The following is a 24352-nucleotide window of genomic DNA, read 5'->3' as shown; positions in this document are numbered from 1 at the left end:
TTTTGGGAAGCCTGAATTAGCGCTTCGAGTACTGCGGACGCTTACGCGCTTTACGCAGACCGACTTTCTTACGCTCGACTTCACGCGCATCACGCGTCACGAAGCCAGCCTTGCGCAGAGCAGGGCGCAGGGTCTCGTCATACTCCATCAGGGCACGAGTGATACCGTGACGGATCGCACCGGCCTGACCGCTGACACCACCACCGAGAACGGTGACGTAGATGTCGAACTTTTCGACAGTCTCAGTCAGCTCGAGCGGCTGACGAACAACCATGCGAGCAGTCTCACGACCGAAGAAGTTGTCCAGCTCACGGTTGTTGATGGAGATCTTGCCAGTACCCGGGCGCAGGAAGACGCGCGCGGTTGCAGTCTTGCGACGGCCAGTGCCGTAGTTTTGAGTCGCCGACATAATGAACTATTCCGTTAAATCTTCAGTTCTTGGGGCTGCTGAGCGGTGTGTGGATGGCTGGCACCCCTGTACACCTTCAGCTTACGGTACATGTCGCGACCCAGCGGATTCTTGGGCAGCATGCCCTTGACCGCGGTCTCGATCACACGCTCTGGCGCCTTGGCGATCAGCTTTTCGAAGTTGATCGACTTGATGCCACCCGGGAAACCGGAGTGGGAGTAGTACATCTTGTCGGTGGTCTTGGCACCGGTAACACGCACTTGCTCGGCATTGATAACGACGATGTAATCACCGGTATCGACGTGAGGGGTGTATTCCGCCTTGTGCTTGCCACGCAGGCGGCTAGCGATTTCGGTTGCCAGACGACCCAGGGTCTGGCCGGCAGCGTCGACGACAAACCAGTCGCGCTTGACGGTTTCCGGTTTAGCAGTAAAAGTCTTCATTCGTTATAGCCTCAGGGGCCGCCCTGAAAATAAGACGGCGAATCTTACTGAATGGTGCTCGCCCTGGCAAGGCCAGGACAGCCGGAAACAGACGCTATCGGGGGCTCGGGTCAGCGCGTCCGCTACGGCAGTGGTTCGGTAGGCTAGGCATCCCCTACCTTGGTTTTGCGTCAGCGGGCTAGGCATCCCCGGCGACAGGCTGCGGAATTATCCTGATTACGAGCAGAATAGCAAGCGACTTCGCCGCTTCTGGCGCACCCAGGTGCCCAGGCGGGACGACCGGTAGTCATCACACCATGATCGGCCGCAAGGGTGCGACAGCCCGCCAACCAGAGGCAGGAAACTTATCCCCCTGCGTTACCATCCCACTTTCCAGAGCACTCACCCGACTAAGGAAATCGAATGGACAAGCGCCCGCTAGGCCGCACCGAACTCAATGTCACCAAGCTATGCCTGGGCACCATGACCTGGGGAGAGCAAAACACCGAAGGCGAAGCCTTTGCGCAGCTGGATTGCGCCAAGGCAGCCGGCATCAATTTCATCGACACCGCGGAAATGTATCCGGTACCGCCCAGACCCGAGACCTACGCCACCACCGAGCGCTACATCGGTAACTACTTCAAGGCCCGCGGGAACCGCGCCGACTGGATTCTGGCAAGCAAGATCGCCGGGCCTGGCAATGGCATTACTCACATTCGCGACGGCCAGCTGAAGATGAACCGGCAGCACATCGTCGCCGCGCTCGACGCGAGCCTGGAACGACTGCAGACGGACTGGATCGACCTGTATCAGCTGCACTGGCCCGAGCGCAGCACCAACTTCTTCGGGCAGCTCGGCTACCGTCACCAGGAGCAGGACTTCACGCCTCTGGAGGATACCCTCGAAGCACTGGACGAACAGGTCAAGGCAGGCAAGATCCGTCACATCGGCCTGTCCAACGAAACCCCCTGGGGCACGATGAAGTTCCTGGAGCTGGCCGAAGCCAGGGGCTGGCCGCGAGCGGTATCCATCCAGAACCCGTACAACCTGCTCAACCGCAGCTTCGAGGTCGGCCTCGCGGAGATTGCGATTCGTGAACAGTGCGGACTGCTGGCCTATTCGCCCCTGGCGTTCGGCATGCTCAGCGGCAAATATGAAGACGGCGCCAGCCCTGCCGGCGCCCGCCTCACCCTGTTCAGCCGCTTCGCCCGCTATAACAACCCGCAAGCACGTACCGCCTGCTCCCGGTACGTCAGCCTGGCTCGCGAACACGGCCTCGACCCCGCACAGATGGCCTTGGCCTATGTGACCCAACAACCCTTCGTCACCAGCAATATCATTGGTGCAACATCCATCGAGCAGTTGGAAAGTAACCTTGCTAGCGCCGAGCTCCAGCTGTCCACCGAGGTCCTTGAAGCCATCGAGGCGATTCATATCGCGCAGCCCAATCCGGCACCGTGACTGATCGATACTGGCTGTAGCAGGAGGGATAAGGATGATAACCGCAGAGCTGCTGGCGCCTTCCAGCCTTGTACTGGGCTGGCTGTTGTATGCCGCCGGGCTTGCCTGGGCCTGCCTGCGTGCGCCCTGGGTCGAGCTGTTCAGCGACACGCGGCGACAGCACCTGTTGTTCGGCGCCGTGCTGGCGATATTCCTGCTCTGGCTGGTTCGCCGGGATTTCGATTCCGGCCTTTCCTTTCACTTCATTGGACTGACTGCCGTCACGCTGCTACTGGATTGGCCGCTGGCAATCCTGGCGGCCTTCCTTGCCCAGCTTGGCCTGACCCTGACCGGACACCAGCAACTGAACGCACTCGGCGTCAATGGCGCGCTGCTGGTGCTCATTCCCGTGGCGGTCACGGAAGGCTGCGCGCTGCTGGTCGAGCGCACTCAGCCCAAGAACCTGTTCGTCTATATCTTTTTTTCGGGCTTCTTTGCCGCAGGACTCGCGGCCCTGTTCTGCATCCTGGCCGGGCTTGGCGTGCTACTGCTCGATGGACGCTACTTGATGCCGCCCTGGCTGGATGACTTTGCCGGCTACATCTGGCTGGTCATGTTCCCGGAAGCCTTCATCAACGGCACCGTGGTCAGTGCGCTGGTGGTCTTCTACCCGGACTGGATGGAGACCTTCAACCGCAGCCGCTATCTCCAGGCGCCCTGGAAGGACGACGGCAACAAGAAAGCCTGAGCTGCCCGTCAATGCTGCCGAGGCGGCATGTCCTCCGAGAAAAGATCATCCTCAAGCTCATTACCCGGGATCGCATGCTCTTCCGATGCCCAGGCACCTAAGTCGATCAGCTTGCACCGCTCGGAACAGAACGGCCGGCTGGGGCTCTGCACGCCCCACTCCACCGGCGCACCGCAGGTTGGACACTCAACTACTGTTGCATTCACGCCTGACCTCCTCGTAGCGTCAGATAAAATTGGTGCAGCCGCTCGACCTCGGTCTTCAGCCACCCCAGGTCACGGTCATTGACCAGCACATCATCGGCATGGCGGAGCCGGTCTTCCCTGCTGGCCTGGGCCTTGAGAATCGCGCGGATCTGTTCTTCGCTGGCCTGGTCACGCTGCATCGCGCGCTGCAATTGAAGCGGCTCGGGCACATCCACCACCAGCACACGACTGGCCTGCCGGTACTGCCCGGACTCCACCAGCAGGGGCGACATCATGATCGCGTAGGGCGACCCGGCCCGGGCCAGGTGCTCGGCCACTTCCTGAGCGATCAAGGGGTGCAGCAAGCCTTCGAGCCACTTGCGCTGCTGCGGATCTTTGAAGACCAGTTCGCGCAGGGCCGGACGATTCAAGGTGCCATCGGCGGCGATGACCCCTTCACCGAAACGCTGCTCGATCAGCGCCAGCGCCGGCCTGCCCGGCTCCACCACCCAACGGGCGGCGTGGTCGGCATCCACCCAATGCACGCCAAGCGCGCCGAAATGTTCGGCTACAGCGGACTTGCCACTGCCGATACCGCCGGTCAACCCGAGAACCCAAGGCTTCATCGTCAACTGCCCAAACCAGAACGACGCGCAGTAGTAACGTCTGTGGCTCGTGGATGCAAGAAGGAGAAGACAAAAGCTGGAAGCTGGAAGCTGGAAGCTGGAAGCTGGAAGCTGGAAGCTGGAAGCTGGAAGCTGGAATTCAGTGTGAGGGCAGACGCTACCTGTACTGACAGAGAACAGAGCTTTGCAGGAACCCACCGCGCCAGCTGTGCGATGAGCTCTGCCCCGGCGTCAGAACCTGACGAACTGAAGGTAACTGGCGGTGATCTGATCACCCCATAACAGCGCGATCCAGCCGGCTATCGCCAGATAGGGCCCGAACGGAATCGGCGTATCGGTCTCAGCCTTCTGCATGCGCAGCGTGATAGACCCAAGCACCGCGCCCACCACGGATGACAACAGGATGGTCAGCGGCATTATCTGCCAGCCGCCCCAGGCGCCAAGCATGGCAAGCAGCTTGAAATCGCCATAGCCCATGCCCTCCTTGCCTGTCACGAGCTTGAACAGCCAGTACACCGACCACAGGCTCAGATACCCTGCCACGGCGCCCCACATGGCATCCGCCAGAGATGCAAACAGGCCGACGCTGTTGAGGATCAACCCCAGCCAGAGTAGCGGCAGCACGATGGAATCGGGCAGCAGCTGGTGATCGACGTCGATCATGCTCATCGCCAGCAGGCCCCAGGTCAGCAGCAGCATTGCCCCGGCCTGCCAGGAGAAGCCGAAGTGCCATGCCACGTAGCCGGACAGCAACCCGCAGGCCAGTTCTACCAACGGATACCGCCGGCTGATGGGCGCACGGCAGGACGAACACTTGCCACGCAGTGCCAGCCAGCTCATCAGCGGAATGTTTTCCCAGGAGCGAATCCTGTGATCGCAGTGCGGACAATGGGAATGCGGCAAGACCAGGTTGAAGGTCATTGCAGGCTCGGCCGGCAGCTCGAGAAACTCACGCGCCTGCGCGCGCCAGTCGCGCTGCATCATGATCGGCAGACGATGAATCACCACGTTTAGAAAGCTGCCCACCAGCAAACCCAGCACCAGCGCGCACAAAACAAAGGCCAGCAGGTTGCTGGCCAATAAGTTGACGACATCCATGGTCAGACCACTGCACCCAGCTGGAAGATCGGCAGGTACATGGCGATGATCAGGCCGCCCACCAGCACGCCCAGCACCGCCATGATCATCGGCTCCATGAGGGCGGTCAGGCCATCGACCATGTTATCGACCTCTTCCTCGTAGAAGGTGGCCACCTTGGCCAGCATTTCGTCCAGCGAGCCGGACTCCTCGCCGATGGCAGTCATCTGGATAGCCATGCTGGGAAAGGTCCCCGTGGTGCGCATGGAGAAGTTCAGCTGCATGCCGCTGGAAACGTCACCCTTGACCTTCATCGTGGCATTGCGGAACACCACGTTGCCCGTAGCGCCGGCCACCGAATCCAGGGCATCGACCAGGGGCACGCCGGCCGCGAACGTGGTTGCCAATGTCCGTGCAAAGCGTGCCACCGCCGACTTGTAGAGGATGTCGCCCACCACCGGCATCTTCAGTAAGAGGCGGTCGAACCAGTTACGAAAACGCTCGGATTTGCCATGGGCGGCCTTGAAGGCATAAGCAGCGCCGAACAAGCCAAGCAGCACGACATGCCACCAGGCCTGCAATGCTTCCGATAAACCGATGACCATCAAGGTAAAGGCCGGCAGCTCGGCGCCAAAGTTGGCAAACACATCCTGGAACTGTGGCACCACCTTGATCAGCAGGATGGCCGACACGATGATCGCCACCAGCACCACCGCAATGGGGTAGTTCATGGCCTTCTTGATCTTGGCCTTCAGCTGCTCGGTCTTTTCCTTGTAGGTGGCGACCCGGTCCAGCAGGGTTTCCAGCGAGCCGGACTGTTCGCCCGAGTCCACCAGGTTGCAGTACAGATCATCGAAATACTGCGGCTTCTTGCGCAGGGCCGCGGCAAAGCTGTTACCCGCCGCCACCTCCTGCTTGAGGTCGTCCACCAGCTTGCGCATGGTCGGGTTATCGAAACCCTCGCCAATGATGTCGAAGGATTGCAACAGCGGAACGCCGGCCTTCATCATCGTTGCCATTTGCCGGGTAAACAGCGCGATGTCCATCGGCTTGATCTTCTTGCCGGCGCTGAACAGCGACATCGACTTCTTGCGCACCTTTTGCGGGTTGACGCCCTGCTTGCGCAGTTGCGCCTTGACCATCGCCGGGCTCACACCGCTGAGCTCGCCCTTGATCTTCGCGCCCTGCCGGTTGATGCCTTCCCAGGTGAACACACTGGTTTTGATCGCTTTCTGCGCCATGTTAATCCTTGGTCACCCGGTTGACTTCTTCCAGGCTGGTCACGCCCTGCATGGCTTTTACCAACGCCGATGTACGCAGATCGTTGAAGCCGTCTTTACGCATCTGGGTGGAAATGTCGATGGAGTTGCCGTCCTCCATGATAATCCTGGCCAGTGCGGGCGTGTTTTTAACCACTTCATAAATACCGACACGGCCCTTGTATCCACCCTTGCAGTTGTCACAGCCGACCGGCCCGTAGATCTTGAAGGTGCCGATCCTGTCGGCAGGGAAGCCTTCTTCCAGCAGGGCTTCACGCGGCAGATCCACTTCCTTCTTGCAGCTGCTGCACAGCTTGCGCGCCAGGCGCTGGGCGATGATCAGGTTGACCGAAGTAGCGATGTTGAAAGCCGCCACGCCCATGTTGCGCAAACGGGTCAGGGTTTCCGCCGCGCTGTTGGTGTGAAGGGTAGACATCACCATATGCCCCGTCTGCGCCGCCTTGATGGCGATCTCGGCGGTCTCCAGGTCGCGGATCTCGCCTACCATGATCACGTCCGGGTCCTGCCGCAGAAACGCCCGCAACGCCTGGGAGAAGTCCATGCCCTGGCGCGGATTGACATTGACCTGGTTGATCCCCTCAAGGTTGATCTCCACCGGGTCTTCGGCCGTAGAGATGTTCACATCGACGGTATTGAGGATGTTAAGGCCGGTGTACAACGACACTGTCTTTCCCGAGCCGGTGGGGCCGGTCACCAAGATCATGCCCTGCGGTTGCTTGAGGGCATTCATGTACAGCTCTTTCTGATCCTCTTCGTAGCCCAGCGCATCGATGCCCATCTGCGCGCTGGAGGGGTCGAGAATCCGCATCACGATCTTTTCGCCCCACAGGGTCGGCAGCGTGTTCACGCGAAAGTCGATGGCCTTGGTCTTGGACAGCTTCATCTTGATCCGGCCATCCTGCGGCTTGCGCCGCTCGGAAATATCCAGCCCGGCCATGACCTTGAGCCGCGCCGAGATACGCGGCGCCAGCTGGATCGGCGGGCGGGCGACCTCATGGAGAATGCCATCGGTACGCAGGCGCACACGGTAGGCTTTTTCATAAGGCTCGAAATGCAGGTCGGACGAGCCACCGCGAATGGCATCGAGCAGCATCTTGTTGACGAAACGCACCACAGGGGCGTCATCGGCAGCCTCTGTGGCCTCCTCGCTCGCGCCATCATCCGACACCGTCTGGACATCGACGCCGTCCAGATCCACGTCACCCAGCTCTTCCAGGCCGGTCGTAGCGCTCTCGTAAAACTGTTCGATGGCCACCCCAAGCTTGTCGTCCTCGACGAGAATCGCCTCGGTCGTCAGCCCGGTGCTGAACTGGATGTCCGTGACGGCCTGGTGGTTGGTCGGGTCCGACACCGCCACGAACAGCTTGTGGCCGCGCCTGATCAGCGGCAGCACCCGATGCTGCCGGGCGAGCTTTTCGGACACCAGGTCCCTGGGCTGGCTCTCCCTGTCCAGCGCGCTGAGGTCCATATAGGCCACGCCAAACTGGTCGGCCGCAAGCTCCGCAACCGCCCGGCCATTGGCGAGCTTGTTCTGTACCACATAGGTCACCAGCGACAGCTTGTTGCTCGCCGCCTGCTGCTGCGCCTGCTGCGCCATGCGCTCATCCAGCAGGCCGGTCAGCACCATCTGCCTGGCAAGGCCGGAAAGGACCATGTTGTCCGTCATGGGCGTGATTCTCCCGTATTAATCCCCGCCTTATAGCGCAGATAAGCGAGAGAGCCAAACGGCGTCAGACCGGGTGACGATATTTGTCACAAGGGCGCGAAACAAGGCAGCGTGCATGGTTCACAAAGGGGCTGCAGGCTGCATCCCGCGCGGGGTCGAGAAGTTGGCACGGCGGCTGCAGTAGGGAGAACAGGCTCAACCGCCTGAACATTTCAAGGAGAAACACATGAAAGCTCAGATGCAAAAAGGTTTTACCCTGATTGAATTGATGATCGTTGTGGCGATCATTGGTATTTTGGCTGCGGTGGCGTTGCCGGCTTATCAGGATTACACGAAACGGGCAAAAGTATCCGAAGGCCTGGCGTTAGCTTCCAGCGCTAAAACCGCGGTAGTTGAGAATGCCGCAAATGCAAAACCGTATAACGCAGGTTGGACCAGCCCGAGCGCTACGGCAAATGTGAAATCCGTGTCAATTGACAATACTAACGGGCAGATCACCATTACGTTTGACAAGCCAGTCCAAGACGATGCCACCTTGATTCTCAGACCATTTACTGGCCCTAACACTACACCAGTCGCTCTTCCGACATCCGCCGCTGCGTATACCCCGCCAGCGTCTAATATCTCTTGGGCTTGCGGAGCAAAGGGAGCAGCTGCCCCTGCTGTGGCAGGAACTCTGGAGGCGAACTTGGCCCCTAGCAATTGCCGTTAACACGGTTAGGCGGATCAATTCGTAAGATGGATTAGCGAAGCGTAATCCGTCACTTATCCGACCCGCCATGCAAATCAAACGCCTCGCCTTCGTGCGGGGCGTTTTGCTGTTTGTGGCCACTGCGGTACGGCGGATCGCTTTTCGTATGATGGAATCGCCGGAGGCGCTTCCGTCGTCGGTTACCGCGGTGTAGGCCCCGTCCTCTCGGCCAAACACCCCAATCGTCCCGCCCCTCCCGAACGTGGGAATACGCCTTCGGCTATTCCAACCTACGGTGGCTGGGCGTTGGTTGTGGTTCGTACGGCGCTTCCGTCGGTTGCCGCGGCATGGGCCACATCCTCTCGGCCAAGTACCTCAATCGTCCCGACCCCTCCCGAACGTCGGAATACGCCTTCGGCTATTCCAACCTACCTTGGCTGGGCATTGATTTCGGTTCGTACGGCGGTTCGGTCGGTTACCACGGTATGGGCCACATCCTCTCGGCCAATCACCACCATCGCCCCGACCCTCCCGAACGTCGGAATACGCCTTCGGCTATTCCAACCTACGTAGGCTGGGCACCGACTGATACCACGAAATGGGGCACATTGTCGCCGGCCGTCCCCGCCTACACTTCGGTTCGTAACTTACTTGGAGAGGCAAGGATGCCCAACTATCGTCGCGCCCACGCGCCCGGGGCGAGCTGGTTTTTTACCGTGAACCTGTTGCAACGGCGCAACAACGATCTGCTGGTGCGGCATATCGATGCTCTAAGGGCTTCGGTCCGGCGTGTACATCGGCTCCATCCGTTCTCCATCGATGCCTGGGTTGTGCTGCCCGAGCATATGCATTGCGTCTGGACGCTGCCTTCGGACGATGCCAACTATTCGCTGCGCTGGCGGTTGATCAAGACCTTTTTCTGTCGCGCCTTGCCTCCCGACGAATATCGTTCGGCCGTACGCCTGCAGCGGGGCGAGCGTGGCATTTGGCAGCGCCGTTATTGGGAACACCTTATCCGCGACGAGAACGATTTCCGGCGACATGTCGATTACGTGTATGTGAACCCACTCAAGCATGGCTTGGTTAGGCGCGTAGGCGACTGGCCTTATTCAAGCTTTCATCGTGACGTTCGCGCCGGGCTGTATCCGGCCGACTGGGCGGGTGATCCGGAGCTTGTTGTACCCGGAGCCCAGCATGGCGAATCGACGCGTCGGTATCTGTAGACGCAATGTCGGAATACGCCTTCGGCTATTCCAACCTACGGTGGCTGGCCATCGATTGAGGGTCGTCGGTTGGAATCGCCGTAGGCGCTTCCGTCGGTTGCCGAGGGTGGCGGCGGTATCCTTCGCTCCAACACTGCAACCGTTTTCACCTTCTCGAACGTCGGAATACGCCTTCGGCTAATCCAACCTACGGTGGCTGGGCATCTGGTTCTCGTGATGGAACGTCTAACAAAAACGCCCTACATTAGCAGGGCGTCGGGTGACTCACGTCGCTAGGTTAGATGGCGCCGCGCTTGCGTAGCAGGTCGATAACCTGCCTGGCACCCTCTTCCACGGTCAGCGACTCGGTGTCGATGACGAGGTCGGCGTTGCCCGGCACATCGTAAGGGAAGGATTCGCCCGGAATGTTATCTCCGCCTGCCGCGTACAACCCTTGCGGGTCGCGCTGCTGACAGGCCTGCGGGGACGCCTGGACGTAGACGGTGATGGCCCGGTCGTTGCCGATGAGCGCCTTGGCCTGTTCACGGCCTTCGGCATCGGGTGCGACGAAGGCTGCCAGGGTCAGCAGACCGGCCTCGTTGAACTGACGCGCGACCTGGGCGGCGCGGCGCCAGTTCTCGGTCCGACCGGCGCGGTCCTGCGGCAGGCCCTTGTTCAGGTCGTGACGGAGGTTCTGGCCGTCCAGTACATAGACCGCACGGCCCATATCGAACAGCTTGCGCTCGACCGCATAAGCCAGGGTGCTCTTGCCGGCGCCGGAGAGGCCAGTGAACAGCACGGTGGCCGGCTGCTGGCCGAAACGTGTCGCGCGCTCTTCGGTGGAAACATGCGCGAGCGCGCCGTGATGGCCTGAGGAGCCATGACTGACCGGGTCAGCGATGATCATGCCCGCGCCAACGGTGCCGTTGGTGAGGCGGTCAATGACGATGAAGGACCCGGTAGTACGGTTCTGTGCATAGCCGTCCAGCGCGATCGGCGCGTCGAGGCTGACCTTGACCCGGCCAATCTCGTTCAGGGCCAGGCTGCTGGCCGAGCCATGTTCGAGAGTATTCACATCGACCCGATGGGTAATGCTGGCGATGGAGCCCGGTACATAGCTGGTGGCGCGCTTGATGTCGTATTTCTTGCCGGGCAGCATCGGCTCTTCGGCCATCCAAACCAGCATGGCGTCGAAACCGTCCGTGATGCGTGGCTGGTTATCGGCATGCACCAGCATGTCGCCGCGGGAGACGTCGATCTCGTCTTCCAGGGTGAGCGTGATGGCTTCGCCCGGGGTCGCCTGCTCCAGTTCACCGTCATAGGTGACGATGGACTTGACCGTGCTGCGCTTACCCGACGGCAGCACAACCACTTCGTCGCCCTTGCGCACGATGCCGCTGGCCAGCGTGCCGGCAAAGCCCCGGAAGTTGAGATTGGGACGATTGACGTACTGCACCGGGAAGCGCAGGTCGTCGAAATTGCGGTCGCCGGCGATCTCGACGCTTTCGAGTATCTCCATCAGTGACTGCCCTTCATACCAGGGCGCACGCTCGGAGCGATTGACCACATTGTCGCCTTTGAGCGCGGACATCGGCACAAAGTGCAGCGACGACGGCTTGAGCTCGATGCGTTCGGCAAAGGCAAGGTAGTCGGCCTTGATGCGCTCGAACACCTGCTCGTCGAAGTCCATCAGGTCCATCTTGTTGATGGCCACGACGATGTGCTTGATGCCCAGCAGCGAGGTGATGAAGCTGTGGCGCTTGGTCTGGGTCTGCACGCCATAGCGGGCGTCGACGAGGATGATCGCCAGGTCGCAGGTGGATGCGCCGGTGGCCATGTTGCGCGTGTACTGCTCATGGCCGGGGGTGTCGGCGATGATGAACTTGCGCTTGGCAGTGGAGAAATAGCGGTAGGCAACATCGATGGTGATGCCCTGCTCGCGCTCGGCCTGCAGACCATCGACCAGCAGGGCCAGGTCGACATCGTCGCCCGTGGTGCCGGATTTCTTCGAATCGCGGGTGATGGCTTCGAGGTGATCTTCGTAGATCATCTTCGAGTCATGCAGCAGGCGCCCGATCAGGGTGCTCTTGCCGTCGTCGACGTTACCGCAGGTCAGGAAGCGCAGCAGCTCTTTGCGCTCGTGCTGGGCCAGGTAGGAGAGGATATCGGCGGAAATAAGGTCGGATTGGTGGCTCATTGCATTCTCCGAGCTGGAAGCTGGAAGCTGGGAGCTGGAAGTAGTAGCCCCTCACATCAGCAGCATGCTCTGCTATCAGTCTTTACGAATGGTTTGAATCAAGCTGGACAGCATGGCGGCGATTTCACGGGTCTCCTGAATGCTCGGCCTTGCAAACTCTTCAGTTACGAAACCTGCCTCACGACCGATATAAAGTTGCGTTCGCAGTTCCGCACAGGACCCTTTGGCAATCAATAAAAACCGTACCTTTTCCTTCGCTCCTTCCCTACTCATGCCTTCGGCAATATTGCTGGGAATTGATAAGCCTGAGCGGGTGATCTGGTCTTTGAAGCCTAACTCACGAGAACCACTCAGCTGCCGATACAAATTTACCGACAGCCTTGCCGATCGCTTCCATACATCTAACTTTTCGAAATCCATACAGCAATCCATGCTGCTTTCACTTCAAGCTTCCTGCTTCAAGCTTCCAGCTATTACTCGTTAAAAATACCCCTGCCGCTTTTTCTCCTCCATGGAACCTGCGCCATCGTGATCGATAACGCGGCCCTGGCGTTCGGAGGTACGGGTCAGGAGCATTTCCTGGATGATTTCCGGCAGGCTGGTGGCGGTGGATTCCACGGCGCCGGTCAGCGGGTAGCAGCCGAGAGTACGGAAGCGGACCATGCGCTTCTCGATGCGTGCCTTTTCCTCATCGGTGAGGTGCTCGAGGATGCGCTCGTCATCGATCATGATCAGGGTGCCGTTCTTCTCGATGACGTCGCGCTCGGCGGCGAAGTACAACGGCACGATCGGGATCTGTTCCAGATAGATGTACTGCCAGATGTCCAGCTCGGTCCAGTTCGACAGGGGGAAGACGCGGATGGACTCGCCCTTCTTCACGTTACCGTTGTAGACGTTCCAAAGCTCTGGACGCTGGTTCTTCGGGTCCCAGCGATGCTTGCTGTCACGGAAGGAGTAGACACGCTCCTTCGCACGGGATTTCTCTTCGTCGCGGCGGGCGCCGCCGAAAGCGGCATCGAAGCCGTGCTTGTCGAGGGCCTGCTTGAGGCCTTCGGTCTTCATGATGTCGGTGTGCTTGGCGCTGCCGTGGGTGAACGGATTGATGTTCTGCGCCACGCCATCCGGGTTGATGTGGGTGATCAGGTCCAGATCCATCTCGGTGACCATCTTCTCGCGGAAGCGGTACATCTCCTGAAATTTCCAGCGCGTATCGACGTGCATCACCGGAAACGGCAGGCGGCCGGGGAAAAACGCCTTGCGTGCCAGATGCAGCATCACGGCGGAATCCTTGCCGATGGAATAGAGCATCACCGGATTGTCGAACTCGGCGGCCACCTCACGGATGATGTGGATGCTTTCCGCCTCCAGCTCTTTCAGATGCGTCAGTTTGTCGACCATGGCTACTCACGATTTGGCAGATGGACGGCCGGCAGGCCGGAACGAGGGCGCCACTTTAACACGGCATTAACTTCTAATCAGGCCGCTGGTTAGATCTAAATGCTCTAGGTTTATGCCGCCCGGATTTCCTGGGGCAATGCTGCACACAGCCTTGCAGCAGGCGTGCTCAGGCCGGATTCGGGCAGTCGATAAATTGATGCTCGACCGCGAATCGACTGGCCAGATAGTCACCGAGGGCCTGGACACCGTAACGCTCGGTGGCGTGGTGGCCTGCGGCAAAAAAGCTCAGCCCGTTCTCCTGTGCGATGTGGGCCGTGGGCTCCGATATTTCGCCGGTCAGATAGGCATCGACACTTGCAGCAACCGCCTGCTCGATGTAGCCCTGGGCGCCGCCGGTGCACCAGGCGATTCGCCGGATCGGCCGGCCACCGTCCACGATCACGGGTTCACGCCCGAGTGCCGTCTGGACCCGCTGCGCGAATTCGAGAGGCAGCAGCGGCACGACAAGCGAGCCGACAAGGCCGACCGAACGAGGGTTGTCCGGTTCCAGTGCGCTTTCGACGGTCAGCCCGAGCAGCCGGGCCAACTGCACGTTGTTGCCCACTTCCGGATGGACATCCAGGGGAAGGTGATAGGCCAGCAGGCTGATGTCGTGGGTCAGCAGGGTCTTCAACCGGCGCTGCTTCATGCCGACTACACGCGGGTCTTCGTTCTTCCAGAAATAACCATGGTGCACCAGCACCAGATCGGCACGCGCCTCGACAGCGGCATCCAGCAGCGCCTGGCTTGCGGTCACGCCACTGACGATCCGGCTCACCTGAGACCGGCCTTCGACCTGCAGGCCGTTCGGGCAGTAATCAGCGATCTTCGCAGCATTCAGGTAGCGATCGGCTTCCTGAACCAGGTTGGTCAACGCAACAGCCATGCACAGTCCTCGGGTGATCGGAGCAGGATTGCAGCACCACAGCGGTCGGCTGAACGCAACCGGGTTAAGCCGGCCATGGGATCAGGTTCAGATTCGGCATCTGCGACGCTGCAATTCGTCTCCAGCTTCGTATAATGCCGCCACCTTAAGGGGGCGTTAGCCCCCTCGCAACCTGCCCGGATCTCTGAATCGCGATGATCAATGCCCTGCGTTTTCTCGGCTGGCCGCTGCTGGTGGGCCTGCTTGTGGCCCTGCTGATCATTCAACGCTACCCGCACCTGGTTGGCATGGGCACCGAGCCGGAATACACGTTGCGGCAAACGCCGCTGGTGGGCATCCCGCAACAGGGGCCCTATTCCTATGCCAATGCGGTCAGCGGCGCGGCGCCAGCGGTGGCCAATCTCTACACCACCAAGGTCATCGACAGCTCGACCGAAAAGCCGATGCTCAAGGACGACCCGCTGTTTCAACGGTTTTTCGGCGACAACCTGCCGCGTCAGCGGCGCATGGAGTCAAGCCTGGGTTCGGCAGTGATCATGAGCCCGGAAGGCTACCTGCTGACCAACAACCACGTCACCGCCAACGCGGAACAGATTGTCGTGGCCTTGCGCGACGGCCGCGAAACCCTGGCCCGGGTGATCGGTAGCGACCCGGAGACAGACCTGGCGGTATTGAAGATCGACCTGGCCGACCTGCCTGCCATCACCATCGGTCGCTCCGACAGCATCCGCATTGGCGATGTGACGCTGGCGATCGGCAACCCGTTCGGTGTTGGCCAGACCGTGACCATGGGCATTATCAGTGCCACCGGGCGCAACCAGCTAGGGCTCAACACCTACGAGGACTTCATCCAGACCGACGCGGCGATCAACCGTGGGAACTCAGGGGGCGCGCTGGTGGACACCGCCGGCCATCTGATCGGCATCAACACGGCGATCATTTCCGAATCCGGCGGCTCGCAGGGCATCGGTTTCGCGATCCCGGTAAAGCTGGCCATGGAGGTGATGAAATCCATTATCGAGCATGGCCAGGTGATCCGCGGCTGGCTTGGAGTGGAAGTGCAGTCGCTGACCCAGGAACTGGCAGAGTCGTTCGGACAGGCCGGGCGGCCCGGCATCGTGGTAGCCGGCGTCTATCGGGACGGCCCCGCTGCACGCGCCGGCCTGCAACCGGGCGATCTGATCCTCAGCATCGATGGCCAGCAGGCACTCGACGGTCGCAGCTCGATGAACCAGGTCGCGCGCGTGCGGCCTGGCGACAAGATCGACATCGACATCCTGCGCAACGGCAAGCCGCTGACCCTGACCGCCGAAGTCGGCATGCGCCCGCTGGTGGAAAACAGTCCGCAGTGACAGACGAGAGGCGCGGTACCTGGACGGGTATCAGCGCCTCTTTCGCGTAGCTAGCCGTTTTTGAGAATATCGGCCAGGGCATCGAGCAGTGCCTGATTCTGCTCCGGCGCGCCGATGGTGATGCGCAGGAACTGATCGATCCGTGGCACCTTGAAATGCCGGACGATGATTCTCTCGTTACGCAGCTGCCCTGCCAGCTCGCCAGCATCATGCTGCGGGTGGCGGGTGAAAATGAAGTTCGCCGCCGATGGCAGAACCTGGAAACCCAGGGCCTGCATCGAAGCCACAACACTCTCGCGACTGCTGACGACCTGCTCACAGGTGCGCTGGAAATACTCGCGATCCTCGAACGCCGCCGCCGCGCCGGCAATGGCGATGCGATCGAGCGGATAGGAGTTGAAGCTGTTCTTGATCCGCTCCAGGGCCTCGATCAGGTCTGGATGACCGACCGCCAGACCAACCCGAAGCCCGGCCAGGGAGCGCGACTTCGACAATGTCTGGGACACCAGCAGGTTCGGATATCGATCCACCAGGGCGATCGCCGAGACGCCACCGAAATCGATGTAGGCTTCGTCGACCAGCACCACCGAATCGGGGTTCGCCTGCAGCAGGCGTTCGATGGCATCCAGGCCCAGCAGGCATCCGGTCGGCGCATTGGGGTTGGGAAAGATGATGCCGCCGTTGGGCCGAGCGTAGTCATCCACATTCAGCTGGAACCGCTCGTCCAGCGCAATGGACTCGAACTCGATGCCGTAGAGGCCGCAATAGACCGGGTAGAAACTGTAGGTGACATCCGGGAACAGCAACGGCTTGCCATGCTGGAACAGCCCATGGAAGGCGTGGGCAAGCACCTCGTCCGAGCCGTTTCCGACAAATACCTGCTCCGGCTTCACATCGTAGTACTCGGCGACGGCACGCTTGAGCCGCTCGCCGTTCGGGTCCGGATACAGGCGCAGGCTGTCGCTGACCTCCGCCTGCATCGCGGCGATGGCGCGAGGTGACGGGCCGTAGGGGTTCTCGTTGGTGTTGAGCTTGATCAGCTTGCTCAACTTGGGCTGCTCGCCCGGCACGTAGGGCACCAGGTCGTTGACGAAGGGGCTCCAAAACTTGCTCATGCCCTTCTCTCCTATAAATGGTCGCTGGAGGCTGGAGGCTGGAGGCTGGAGGAAAGGCAACGATGCGCCTCGTCCAGCCTCCAGCGATCAGCGCCTTGTCGGCTTTTTAGCCCTTGATCCTGTATTCCGCGCTGCGTGCATGGGCGGTCAATGACTCGCCGCGCGCCAGCACCGAGGCGATCTTGCCGAGTTCCGAGGCGCCTTCGGCCGAGCAGTTGATGATCGAGGAGCGCTTCTGGAAGTCGTACACGCCTAGCGGCGAGGAGAAGCGCGCGGTACCGGAGGTCGGCAGGACGTGGTTGGGTCCTGCACAGTAATCGCCCAGGGCTTCGGCGGTGTAGCGACCCATGAAGATCGCGCCGGCATGGCGAATCTGCGGCAGCCACTGTTCCGGCTCGGCCACCGACAGCTCCAGATGTTCGGGGGCGATGCGGTTGGCCACCTCGATGGCCTGCTGCATATCGGTCACCTGAATCAGCGCGCCACGCTCGAGCATGGATGCCCGCGCGATATCGGCGCGCTCCAGGGTCGGCAACAGCCGCTGGATGCTTTCGGCAACCTTGTCGAGAAAGGCCGCGTCGGGGCTGACCAGGATCGATTGTGCATCCTCGTCATGCTCGGCCTGGGAGAACAGGTCCATGGCGATCCAGTCCGGATCGGTCTGGCCGTCGCATACCACGAGAATTTCCGAGGGACCGGCAATCATGTCGATGCCGACCTTGCCGAACACGTGACGCTTGGCCGTGGCCACATAGATATTGCCCGGCCCGACGATCTTATCCACCGGCGGCACGCTCTCGGTGCCGTATGCCAGCGCCGCAACCGCCTGGGCGCCGCCAATGGTGAAGACCCGATCGACACCGGCTATGCACGCCGCGGCCAACACCAGCTCGTTGATCTCGCCGCGCGGCGTGGGTACCACCATCACCACTTCAGGCACCCCGGCCACCTTTGCCGGGATCGCGTTCATCAGCACTGACGAAGGATAAGAAGCCTTGCCACCGGGCACATAGAGGCCGGCACGATCGAGCGGCGTGACCTGCTGGCCGAGCACGGTGCCGTCGGCCTCGGTGTACTGCCAGGAATCCTGCTTCTGCCGCTCGTGATAGACACGCACACGCTCGGCGGCGGCTGCAAGCGCCTCGCGCTGGGCCGGGGTAATGCGCTCTAGTGCAAGCTCCAGACGCTCGCGAGGAAGGATCAGATCGGCCATGGAGGCCACTTCGAGCCCGTCGAAACGCTGGGTGTATTCCACCAGCGCCGCATCGCCGCGCTCGCGTACAGCCTTGATGATCTCCAGCACGCGCTGGTTGACGCCATCATCGGACACGCTTTCCCAGCTCAGCAGCTGGTCCAGGTGTCGACCGAAATCCTGATCAGCGGCATTGAGTCGGCGGATGTCGATGGGAGCGGTCATAACGGGCCTCATGAAGGGATGCGGACAGCAAGGGTCAGGCGCCACTAGATTAACAAGCCAACCGCGCGGGCACCTGAGAATTTAGGCTATGACGCGGATAGGCCTGCCGGCCGCAGCGGGCCGGCAGGAGAAATCAATCCGGCTGCGCAATCGCACTCTGCAGGGCTTCGATCAGCGCCTGGATACGGGCGTGCTGCATTTTCATCGAGGCCTTGTTGACCACCAGCCGCGAGCTGATCATGGCGATCAGCTCCTGAGGCTCCAACCCGTTGGCGCGCAGGGTGTTGCCGGTGTCGACGACGTCGATGATCTTGTCGGCCAGACCCACCAGCGGGGCCAGCTCCATGGAGCCGTAGAGTTTGATGATGTCGACCTGACGGCCCTGCTCGGCGTAGTAACGCTTGGCGACGTTGACGAACTTGGTCGCCACACGCAGCCGCCCCTTGGGCTCCGGAGCGCCAACCTTGCCGGCGGTCATCAGCTTGCAATTGGCGATCCTGAGATCCAGTGGTTCGTAGAGCCCCTGCCCACCGTATTCCATCAGCACATCCTTGCCAGCCACGCCAAGGTCCGCCGCGCCGTGCTCGACGTAGGTCGGCACGTCGGTGGCGCGGACGATCAGAAGGCGAACGTCATCCTGGGTGGTGGGGATGATCAGCTTGCGGCTTTTTTCCGGATTTTCAGTGGGAACGATACCGGCGGCGGCAAGCAGCGGGAGGGTGTCGTCGAGAATGCGGCCTTTGGACAGGGCGATGGTGAGCATGGACGATGTGTTTCCTTGAAGCCTATTGTTGGCGGCCGTTCACTGGCGGCGGCCGGTCCCTTTGGTCCAGCCAGGGCGGATTGCCAGCAAGCGCCGACAATCCACCATGCGGTCAGCCCGGTACGCGGCGAATCTTGGCGCCCAGCAGCTGCAGCTTTTCCTCGATGCACTCGTAGCCGCGATCGATGTGGTAGATGCGGTCGATCAGGGTGTCGCCTTCAGCTACCAGCCCGGCAATGACGAGGCTCGCCGAGGCGCGCAGATCGGTGGCCATCACCGGAGCGCCCTTGAGCTTCGGTACGCCGGTGACGATGGCGGTGTTGCCCTCGACGAGGATCTGCGACCCCATCCGGTTCATCTCGTACACGTGCATGAAGCGGTTCTCGAACACCGTCTCGATCACCGTACCGGTGCCTTCGGCAATGGCGTTCATGGAAATGAACTGCGCCTGCATGTCGGTGGGAAAGGCCGGATAGGGCGCGGTGCGGATGTTCACCGCCTTTGGCCGATTGCCCTTCATGTCCAGCTCGATCCAGTTGCTGCCGGTATCGATATAGGCACCCGCTTCCTCGAGCTTGTGCAGGACGGCTTCAAGCAGGGTCGCGTCGGTATCCTTCAACCGCACCCGGCCGCCGGTAGCGGCTGCGGCAACCAGATAGGTACCGGTTTCGATCCGGTCCGGCATGACGCTGTAGCGGCCACCGCCCAGGCGCTTCACACCGTCAATGACGATGGTATCGGTGCCGGCGCCCGACACCTGCGCGCCCATGGCGTTGAGGAAATTGGCGAGATCGACCACCTCCGGCTCGCGCGCTGCGTTCTCCAGAACGCTGCGGCCGTTGGCCAGGGCGGCGGCCATCATGATGTTCTCGGTGCCGGTCACGCTGACGATGTCGAAGAAGAAATGTGCGCCACGCAGGCCGCCGGCTGGGGCCTTGGCCTTGATGTAGCCACCCTCCACATCGATCTGCGCGCCCATGGCTTCCAGGCCGCGAATATGCAGGTCCACCGGACGCGAGCCGATGGCACAGCCGCCCGGCAGGGCTACTTCGGCTTCGCCGAAACGCGCCACCATCGGCCCCAGCACCAGGATCGATGCACGCATGGTCTTGACCAGCTCGTAGGGCGCTACCAGCGTCTGGATACTGCTGGCGTCGACCTCGACACTGAGCTTTTCGTCGATGACCGGTTGCACGCCCATGCGACCGAATAGCTCGATCATGGTGGTAATGTCGTGCAGGTGCGGCAGGTTGCAGACGGTGACCGGGGTGTCGGCCAACAAGGTGGCCGCCAGGATCGGCAGGGCCGAGTTCTTGGCACCGGAGATGCGAATCTCGCCATCAAGGCGGGCGCCGCCGGTAATGATCAGTTTATCCATGGAAGTTCCCGTAACCCGCAAGCTCGAAGCGCTTTCGAAGAGAAGCCGCGCGCCCTGTTAACGGCGCGCTGGCAGAAATGTGACTGGCGTGACCAGGGCTCAGCCGCGTGCAAGCCAGTCGGCGCGGCTGAAGAATTTCATGGTCACTGCGTGGATACTGCCGTCGCCTATCCACGGGTTCAGGTGAGCGTAGATCTGCTGCTGGCGCTTGACCGGGCTCAGGCCAGCCAGCTCGTCACTGATGACATTGAGCTGGAAGTTGCAGCCTTCGCCTTCAACTTCTACCTGGGCGCCTGGAAGTTTCTCTTCCAGAAAATTCTTAACTTCTACAGCCTGCATGTTCAACCTCGATCGGCAGCGGACGCGCGCGGCCGGCCATCATACAAAAAAGCCTGAAGACTGCGAACCCCGAAGCCACGCCGGCTGACGAAGCTCACCTAATCGAGGGTTTCGGCATCGCTGTCCCGCCGCAGGGGGTGTCGACTGGCCGCAACGGCTGGAAAACGCGAGGAGGCAAAACGCACCACCAGAATGGCCACCGCCAGCAGGAGGATCGCTCCGGAAATATAGACGACCCCCATGTCCGGACGATGATGATGCGATACGTCGGAGATGAGCAGGCGGGTCAGTGCCGTGATCGCCACATAGATCAGGAAGCGCACCGGCATGTGGTTGGTCTTGAAATAGATGCCCACCATGGCGCCCAGCTCGAGATAGATGAACAGCAGCAGGATGTCATCGACACTGATGCTGCCTTTCTCGATCATGCCCAGAAAAGCATCGAGCCCGGCCCAGGCCGTGACCGCGCCAATCGCGAACAGGGACAGATAGTGGAAGGTCTCCACCAGAAGGTTTCCCAGCGACTCGGCCGTCAGGTGGACCTTGGCACGTGTCGACTCCGCCCAGCGCAGTAACATCAGACAACTCCTTCTGTTTCATCTTCCAGCGAAAGAACGTCCAGCAAACCGGAGACCCGGGCAATCTCGCGCATGTCTTCAGGCAGGCCGGTGATGAGGATCTCGTCACCCTGCCCCAACGCATCGCGGCTAAAGGCCAGCAGCAAGGACAGGCCGACGCTACTGGATTTTTCCACCGATGAGCAATCGACACGTAAACGCTCACCCCGGGCTTGGCGTATCAAGGCCTGTCCCTGCGCCCGCACGGCCGGCCCGGACCGGTAATCGAGCACGCCGGCGAGCCGAAGCTCTCCGGCCGCGCCACGCTCAACCCGCCCTTCACTCATCGGCCGCCGCCTGCTGACCGGCCTCGGTGTCCTTGGCGCGTGCCACGACCTCGGCCCAGCCATCAATGGTCTTCTCGAGATCATTGCCGTTCTTCTGCATGGCGTCGGCGAACTGGTCACGGAACAGCTTGCCGATATTGATGCCATTGATGATCACGTTGCGCACGCGCCATTCACCGCCCTTGTTGACCATGGTGTAGGACACCGGATAGATCTCTCCCTGGCGGCCCGTCACTTCCATACCGACACTGGTGCGCTCCTGGTCCTGCTTGCCGCTGGCCGGCAGCACGCGAATCTGCTGGTTGTTGTACTCCAGCAGTGCGTTGCCATAGAACTGCATGAGACTGCGCTTGAAGTTCTCCTGGAATCGCTTCATCTGCGCGGGGCTGGCGCTGCGTGAGTACTTGACCGTCATGATGCTCCGCGAGATGCCTTCGGCATCGACCACGGGACCGAGTATGTCATTGAGCGACTCGTAGAATGCATTCGGGTCCTGACGGTATTGCTCCTTGTTTGCCTTGAGATCAGCGAGCAACTCATCGGTGGTTCGCTGGATCACATCATGGGCGCTGGGCGCCGCCTGGACCAGAAGGGGAAAGGCAGCCAGCAATACCAGCAAGCCGCGACGCAGGGCCATCATCATGGGGTTGCTCCTCATTCTTTATTGACCGAATTAAGCAGGAATTTGCCGATCAGCTCTTCCAGCACCAGCGAAGACTGGGTGTCGCGGATCGTGTCGCCATCGCCGAGCGTTTCTTCCTCACCACCGACGCTGATGCCAACATACTTTTCACCGAGCAACCCTGCCGTCAGGATCGAAGCGGTAGAGTCGGTCGGCAGGATGTCGACGTCCTTTTGTATCTCGAGGGTGACGCGCCCGGTGTAGCTCTCTCGATCCAGATCGATTGCGGTCACCTTGCCGATGGTCACGCCAGCCATGGTGACCTTGGATCGGACACTAAGACCGGCAATATTGTCGAAATAGGCATACAGCCTGTAGGTGTCGGCGCTGTTGACGTTCAGCCCGCTGACTCGCAGGGACAGCAGCAGCAGGGCGAGAATCCCCGCGAGCAGGAACAGGCCAACACCGATTTCCAGGGTGCGGATACGCATCAAAAATCTCCAAACATCAACGCGGTCAGAATAAAGTCGAGGCCGAGCACCGCCAGCGAGGCGTAGACCACGGTTCGGGTAGTGGCGCGACTGATCCCCTCGGAAGTCGGATCGCAGTCATAGCCCTGGAACACCGCGATCCAGGTCACCACAACAGCGAACACCATGCTCTTGATCACACCGTTCAGGACATCGGACGAGAACGTCACACTGTTCTGCATGTTGGCCCAGAACGAGCCCTCGTATACGCCGAGCCAGTCCACCGCGACCATCGCACCGCCCCAGATGCCGACGACGTTGAAGATCACGGTCAGCAGAGGCAGCGCGATAAAGCCCGCCCACAGCCGCGGGGCGACGATGTATTTCAACGGATCGACACCGATCATTTCGAGGCTGGACAGCTGCTCGGTGGATTTCATGTTGCCGATTTCCGCCGCCAGCGCCGAGCCGGCGCGCCCGGCAAACAGCAACGCCGTCACCACCGGCCCCAGCTCACGCAGCAGGGTGAGGGCCACCATCTGCCCAACCGCCTGCTCCGAACCGTAGCTGCTGAGGATGCTGTAGCCCTGCAGCGCAAGCACCATGCCGATGAACAGGCCAGAGACCACCACGATGGCGAGCGACAGCACCCCTACCGAGTAGAGCTGCCTGACCAGCAACGAAAAGCGGTTGTCCAGGCCGCTGGAGCCGAACAGCGCATGAAACAGGAAAAGTGTCGCACGGCCCTGGGCGGCGACCACATCGATGCCGGCCACACCAAACAGGCGGATTCGCTCGATCAGGGAACGCTTACGCATCTGAGCCTCGCAACAGGTCGTCGGCATAGTCCGGCGCAGGGAAATGGAACGGCACAGGGCCATCCGCGGCGCCGCGCATGAATTGCTGAATCCTCGGGTTATCCGACTGGCGCAAGTCCGCCGGCGTGCCCTGCCCCAGGACCTGGCCGTCGCCGACCACATAGATGTAATCGGCGATGCTGGCCGTTTCAGCCAGATCATGGGACACCACGATGCTGGTAATGCCGAGCGCGTCGTTGAGCAGACGAATGAGCTGGACCAGCACGCCCATGGCAATGGGGTCCTGGCCGGCAAAGGGCTCGTCATACATAAGGATCTGAGGGTCCAGGGCAATGGCCCTTGCCAGTGCCACGCGACGTTTCATGCCACCGGACAGTTCGTCCGGCATCAGCTCGACCGCACCGCGCAACCCGACCGCCTGCAGCTTCATCAGTACGATGTCCCGGATCATTTCCTCCGGCAGCCTGGTGTGCACACGCAAGGGGAAGGCGACGTTCTCGAACACGTCTAGATCGGTAAACAGCGCGCCACTCTGGAACAGCACGCCCATCTGCTTGCGCATGTCGAACAGCTCGCGGCGCGAGAGACTGGGCAGGTTGGTCCCGGCCACCCAGACTTCGCCACTGACGGGCTTCAACTGTGCAGCAATCAGGCGCAACAAGGTGGTCTTGCCACAGCCTGACGGCCCCATGATGGCCGTCACCTTGCCGCGCGGAATGACCATGTCGATGTTATTGAAAATGCTCCGCTCGCCGCGCTTGAAGGTGACACCCTTCAGCTCGACGGCGTTAGCGTTGGCGGCACTCATCGGATCTCCTCGGATACAGCCTGCGAAACAGACGCGCTCCGAGCGTTCGGAGATACTTCGCAGAGCCGTTTTGGCGGCGCGAACTATAGCACCGCGCCGT

The 24352-nt window shown here is 61.0% G+C and carries 27 protein-coding genes; 5 read left to right on the top strand and 22 right to left on the bottom strand.

The genetic code is table 11. The features are described from left to right. Positions 1–16: 16 nt before the first annotated feature. Both rpsI and rplM read right to left on the bottom strand, forming a co-directional pair. Entirely contained in the window at positions 17–409 is a 393-nt protein-coding gene (rpsI, locus tag AC4LFW_RS01375) for a 30S ribosomal protein S9 (RefSeq protein WP_021209313.1), read from the bottom strand. Positions 410–423: 14 nt separating this feature from the next. Next, the gene (gene rplM, locus AC4LFW_RS01370; RefSeq protein ID WP_491817139.1) at positions 424–852 is read right to left on the bottom strand and encodes a 50S ribosomal protein L13; all 429 of its coding nucleotides are present in this window, start codon (positions 850–852) and stop codon (positions 424–426) included. 402 nt (positions 853–1254) lie between these two features. On the opposite strand from rplM, the gene AC4LFW_RS01365 reads away from it, so the two are divergent. Continuing rightward, a complete protein-coding gene (locus AC4LFW_RS01365) occupies positions 1255–2292 on the top strand; it encodes an NADP(H)-dependent aldo-keto reductase (RefSeq protein WP_491817137.1) in 1038 nt (345 codons plus the stop codon). Positions 2293–2326: 34 nt separating this feature from the next. Further along, positions 2327–3019, top strand: coding sequence for an energy-coupling factor ABC transporter permease (locus AC4LFW_RS01360; protein ID WP_491817136.1), 693 nt, complete (start codon positions 2327–2329; stop codon positions 3017–3019). 8 nt (positions 3020–3027) lie between these two features. On the opposite strand, the gene yacG is transcribed toward AC4LFW_RS01360, so the two are convergent. The 5 genes from yacG to pilB form a co-directional block, all read right to left on the bottom strand. Beyond that, the gene (yacG, locus tag AC4LFW_RS01355) at positions 3028–3225 is read right to left on the bottom strand and encodes a DNA gyrase inhibitor YacG (protein ID WP_491817134.1); all 198 of its coding nucleotides are present in this window, start codon (positions 3223–3225) and stop codon (positions 3028–3030) included. Then, positions 3222–3830 carry a dephospho-CoA kinase gene (gene coaE / locus AC4LFW_RS01350; RefSeq protein WP_491817132.1) on the bottom strand — a complete coding sequence of 203 codons (609 nt, stop codon included), beginning with the start codon at positions 3828–3830 and terminating at the stop codon, positions 3222–3224. The genes yacG and coaE overlap by 4 nt, the downstream gene beginning before the upstream one ends. A 231-nt stretch (positions 3831–4061) precedes the next feature. Beyond that, entirely contained in the window at positions 4062–4928 is an 867-nt protein-coding gene (locus AC4LFW_RS01345; protein ID WP_491817130.1) for a prepilin peptidase, read from the bottom strand. 2 nt (positions 4929–4930) lie between these two features. After that, positions 4931–6148, bottom strand: coding sequence for a type II secretion system F family protein (locus AC4LFW_RS01340; protein WP_491817128.1), 1218 nt, complete (start codon positions 6146–6148; stop codon positions 4931–4933). Position 6149: 1 nt separating this feature from the next. After that, on the bottom strand, positions 6150–7853 hold the full coding sequence (pilB, locus tag AC4LFW_RS01335) for a type IV-A pilus assembly ATPase PilB (RefSeq protein ID WP_491817126.1): 1704 nt from the start codon (positions 7851–7853) through the stop codon (positions 6150–6152). Positions 7854–8079: 226 nt separating this feature from the next. On the opposite strand from pilB, the gene AC4LFW_RS01330 reads away from it, so the two are divergent. Beyond that, positions 8080–8565, top strand: coding sequence for a pilin (locus AC4LFW_RS01330; RefSeq protein WP_491817124.1), 486 nt, complete (start codon positions 8080–8082; stop codon positions 8563–8565). Between the two features lie 644 nt (positions 8566–9209). Then, the gene (locus AC4LFW_RS01325; RefSeq protein WP_491820086.1) at positions 9210–9767 is read left to right on the top strand and encodes an REP-associated tyrosine transposase; all 558 of its coding nucleotides are present in this window, start codon (positions 9210–9212) and stop codon (positions 9765–9767) included. Positions 9768–10044: 277 nt separating this feature from the next. Here the strand turns inward: AC4LFW_RS01325 and cysN are convergent, their stop codons facing one another. From cysN to AC4LFW_RS01305, 4 genes are all read right to left on the bottom strand, one after another. Beyond that, positions 10045–11943, bottom strand: coding sequence for a sulfate adenylyltransferase subunit CysN (gene cysN, locus AC4LFW_RS01320; protein ID WP_491817122.1), 1899 nt, complete (start codon positions 11941–11943; stop codon positions 10045–10047). 75 nt (positions 11944–12018) lie between these two features. After that, positions 12019–12363 carry a four helix bundle protein gene (locus AC4LFW_RS01315; protein WP_491817120.1) on the bottom strand — a complete coding sequence of 115 codons (345 nt, stop codon included), beginning with the start codon at positions 12361–12363 and terminating at the stop codon, positions 12019–12021. 60 nt (positions 12364–12423) lie between these two features. Beyond that, complete coding sequence (cysD, locus tag AC4LFW_RS01310) at positions 12424–13341, bottom strand: sulfate adenylyltransferase subunit CysD (RefSeq protein WP_491817118.1); 918 nt, start codon at positions 13339–13341, stop codon at positions 12424–12426. 166 nt (positions 13342–13507) lie between these two features. Beyond that, a complete protein-coding gene (locus AC4LFW_RS01305) occupies positions 13508–14266 on the bottom strand; it encodes a Nif3-like dinuclear metal center hexameric protein (RefSeq protein ID WP_491817116.1) in 759 nt (252 codons plus the stop codon). A 194-nt stretch (positions 14267–14460) separates the two neighbouring features. Here AC4LFW_RS01305 and algW point away from each other — a divergent pair, with 194 nt between their 5' ends. Then, the gene (gene algW / locus AC4LFW_RS01300; protein ID WP_491817114.1) at positions 14461–15618 is read left to right on the top strand and encodes a Do family serine endopeptidase AlgW; all 1158 of its coding nucleotides are present in this window, start codon (positions 14461–14463) and stop codon (positions 15616–15618) included. Positions 15619–15668: 50 nt separating this feature from the next. On the opposite strand, the gene hisC is transcribed toward algW, so the two are convergent. The 11 genes from hisC to AC4LFW_RS01245 all read right to left on the bottom strand — a co-directional run bounded on the left by hisC (position 15669) and on the right by AC4LFW_RS01245 (position 24252). Further along, positions 15669–16733 carry a histidinol-phosphate transaminase gene (gene hisC, locus AC4LFW_RS01295; protein WP_491817112.1) on the bottom strand — a complete coding sequence of 355 codons (1065 nt, stop codon included), beginning with the start codon at positions 16731–16733 and terminating at the stop codon, positions 15669–15671. A gap of 106 nt (positions 16734–16839) precedes the next feature. Beyond that, positions 16840–18150: a histidinol dehydrogenase gene (hisD, locus tag AC4LFW_RS01290; protein WP_491817110.1), complete on the bottom strand. Its 1311-nt coding sequence runs from the start codon at positions 18148–18150 to the stop codon at positions 16840–16842. Positions 18151–18283: 133 nt separating this feature from the next. Continuing rightward, positions 18284–18913 (bottom strand): ATP phosphoribosyltransferase, encoded by a 630-nt coding sequence (gene hisG, locus AC4LFW_RS01285; RefSeq protein ID WP_491817108.1) that lies wholly within the window; start codon positions 18911–18913, stop codon positions 18284–18286. Positions 18914–19025: 112 nt separating this feature from the next. Further along, on the bottom strand, positions 19026–20291 hold the full coding sequence (murA, locus tag AC4LFW_RS01280; RefSeq protein ID WP_491817106.1) for a UDP-N-acetylglucosamine 1-carboxyvinyltransferase: 1266 nt from the start codon (positions 20289–20291) through the stop codon (positions 19026–19028). Between the two features lie 99 nt (positions 20292–20390). Next, positions 20391–20630 (bottom strand): BolA family protein, encoded by a 240-nt coding sequence (locus tag AC4LFW_RS01275; protein WP_491817104.1) that lies wholly within the window; start codon positions 20628–20630, stop codon positions 20391–20393. Between the two features lie 98 nt (positions 20631–20728). Further along, entirely contained in the window at positions 20729–21208 is a 480-nt protein-coding gene (locus tag AC4LFW_RS01270; protein WP_491817102.1) for a phosphate-starvation-inducible protein PsiE, read from the bottom strand. Continuing rightward, positions 21208–21534, bottom strand: a complete 327-nt coding sequence (locus AC4LFW_RS01265; protein WP_491817100.1) for an STAS domain-containing protein — start codon at positions 21532–21534, stop codon at positions 21208–21210. The genes AC4LFW_RS01270 and AC4LFW_RS01265 overlap by 1 nt, the downstream gene beginning before the upstream one ends. Further along, positions 21527–22177 (bottom strand): MlaC/ttg2D family ABC transporter substrate-binding protein, encoded by a 651-nt coding sequence (locus tag AC4LFW_RS01260; RefSeq protein ID WP_491817099.1) that lies wholly within the window; start codon positions 22175–22177, stop codon positions 21527–21529. Before AC4LFW_RS01260 ends, AC4LFW_RS01265 begins: the two co-directional genes overlap by 8 nt. A gap of 11 nt (positions 22178–22188) precedes the next feature. Further along, positions 22189–22647 (bottom strand): outer membrane lipid asymmetry maintenance protein MlaD, encoded by a 459-nt coding sequence (mlaD, locus tag AC4LFW_RS01255; RefSeq protein WP_491817098.1) that lies wholly within the window; start codon positions 22645–22647, stop codon positions 22189–22191. Then, entirely contained in the window at positions 22647–23444 is a 798-nt protein-coding gene (gene mlaE / locus AC4LFW_RS01250; RefSeq protein ID WP_491817096.1) for a lipid asymmetry maintenance ABC transporter permease subunit MlaE, read from the bottom strand. Before mlaE ends, mlaD begins: the two co-directional genes overlap by 1 nt. Continuing rightward, complete coding sequence (locus tag AC4LFW_RS01245; RefSeq protein WP_491817094.1) at positions 23437–24252, bottom strand: ATP-binding cassette domain-containing protein; 816 nt, start codon at positions 24250–24252, stop codon at positions 23437–23439. Before AC4LFW_RS01245 ends, mlaE begins: the two co-directional genes overlap by 8 nt. Positions 24253–24352 lie beyond the last annotated feature (100 nt).

Source organism: Stutzerimonas sp. C6.4V (assembly GCF_058536345.1).
The sequence above is the reverse complement of the archived record's forward strand: the minus strand, read 5'-3'. Positions and strand labels throughout refer to the sequence as shown.